The organism is Bradyrhizobium sp. (genome assembly GCF_019244115.1).
Taxonomy (GTDB): Bacteria; Pseudomonadota; Alphaproteobacteria; order Rhizobiales; family Xanthobacteraceae; genus Bradyrhizobium.
Genome location: NZ_JAFATE010000606.1, coordinates 1 through 2,057, shown reverse-complemented (window position 1 = coordinate 2,057; position 2,057 = coordinate 1). Strand labels below are relative to the sequence as shown.

The 2,057-nt window shown below is 62.8% G+C and carries 1 protein-coding gene and 2 pseudogenes; 1 reads left to right on the top strand and 2 read right to left on the bottom strand.

The annotated features are described in order from the left end of the window. On the bottom strand, positions 1-1,359 hold a 1,359-nt coding region (locus tag JOZ76_RS26800; RefSeq protein ID WP_291703776.1), incomplete at its 3' end, for an NADH-quinone oxidoreductase subunit M. Next, positions 1,359-1,928, bottom strand: a pseudogene (locus JOZ76_RS26795) (NADH-quinone oxidoreductase subunit L); the annotation flags it as partial. The pseudogene JOZ76_RS26795 and the gene JOZ76_RS26800, both read right to left, overlap by 1 nt. Between JOZ76_RS26795 and JOZ76_RS26790 the strand changes: the two are divergent. Beyond that, positions 1,923-2,057: pseudogene (locus tag JOZ76_RS26790) on the top strand (proton-conducting transporter transmembrane domain-containing protein); the annotation flags it as partial. The pseudogenes JOZ76_RS26795 and JOZ76_RS26790 overlap by 6 nt on opposite strands.

The window sequence follows — 2,057 nt, the reverse complement described above, 5'->3', positions numbered from 1 at the left end:
GCATTCACGCAAGGTCATGTCCTTGATGGTCATCAGCGACGGCTTGACCAGCGCGCCGAAGATGATCTTGCGATAGAGCCAGAGCGCATAGCACGCCGACAGGATCACGCCGGTGGTGGCAAACACCGCGGTCGGCAGCGCGACCTTGAACGTGCCGATCAGCGTCATGAACTCGCCGATGAAGCCGGAGGTGCCGGGCAGTCCGACATTCGCCATCGTGAACAGCATGAACACGACCGCATAGAGCGGCATGTTGTTGACGAGGCCGCCATAGGCCGAGATCTCGCGCGTGTGCATGCGGTCGTAGACCACGCCGACGCACAGGAACAGCGCCGCCGAGACGAGGCCGTGCGAGATCATCTGGAAGATGCCGCCCGCGATCCCCTGCGTGGTGAGCGCGAAGATGCCCATAGTGACGAAGCCCATATGCGCCACCGACGAGTAGGCGATCAGCTTCTTCATGTCCTCCTGCACCAGCGCGACCAGCGAGGTGTAGATGATGGCGACGACCGAGAGCGTGAAGATCAGCGGCGCGAGGTCAGCCGAGGCATGCGGAAACATCGGCAGCGAGAAGCGCAGGAAGCCGTAGCCGCCCATCTTGAGCAGGATCGCCGCGAGGATGACGGAGCCCGCCGTCGGCGCCTCGACATGCGCGTCCGGCAGCCAGGTGTGCACCGGCCACATCGGCATCTTGACGGCGAACGACGCAAAGAACGCGAGCCACAGCCATTTCTGCATCCCGACCGGGAAGCTTGCCTTCATCAGCAGCGGGATGTCGGTCGTGCCGGCCTGCCAATACATCGCCATGATGGCGAGCAGCATCAGCACCGATCCGAGCAGCGTATAGAGGAAGAACTTGAAGCTCGCATAGACGCGGCGCGGCCCGCCCCACACGCCGATGATCAGGAACATCGGAATCAGGCCGCCCTCGAAGAACAGGTAGAACAGCACGAGGTCGAGCGACGAAAAGGTGCCGACCATCAGCACTTCGAGCACCAGGAACGCCACCATGTATTCCTTCACGCGCGTCTGGATCGCGTCCCAGCTCGCGATGATGCAGAGCGGCATCAACCCGGTGGTGAGGATCACGAACGGCAGCGAGATGCCGTCGACGCCCATGTGGTAGGTCGCAAGCCCGCCCATCCAGGTCGTCTTCTCGACGAACTGGAATTCAGCCGTGCCGGGATCGAAGCGCCAGACAAGAATGAGCGACACCACGAAGGTGACGAGCGTGGTCCAAAGCGCGCCCCAGCGCGCATTGCGCTTGACGAACTCATCGTCGCCGTTGAGGCAGAAGATGAAGATGATGCCGAGCACCGGCAGGAAGGTCGTGATCGACAGGATCGGCCAGCTCGACATCAGTGGGCCCCTGCGAACATGAACCAGGTGATCAGCGCCGCGATGCCGATCAGCATCGCGAAGGCGTAGTGATAGAGATAGCCGGTCTGCAGCCGCACGACGTTGCGCGTGACGTCAAGCACGCGGGCCGAGACGCCGTCCGGGCCGAGCCCGTCGATGATGCGGCCGTCCCCGCCTTTCCAGAGCAGCCGCCCGAGCCAGATTGTGGGGCGCACCAGCAGGAAGTCGTAGATCTCGTCGAAGTACCACTTGTTGAGCAAAAACCGATACAGCACGTCCTGGCTCCGCGCGAGGTTCTCGGGCATCTCGGGGCGGCGGATATAGAACTGCCACGCGACCAGGAAGCCGATCGCCATCATGACGGTCGGCACGTAGCCGATCGCCCACGGCAGCTCATGCATATCGTGCAGGATGTGATTGTCCGGGGCGAACCTCAGCGACTCGCGGAAGAACGTCTCGACCTGCTCGCCGGCGAACAGCTCTTTGAACGGGAAGCCGGCCAGGATCGATCCGGCCGCTAGGAAGATCAGCGGCACCACGATGACCCACGGGCTTTCGTGTGCATGCTGATCGGCACGCTCGCGCTGACCGGATTTCCGCTGACCGCCGGCTATTTCTCCAAGGACGCGATCATCGAGGCGGCTGCCGCGGGTCACAATCCCTTCGCACCTTATGCCTTCGTGATGACGGTGATCGCC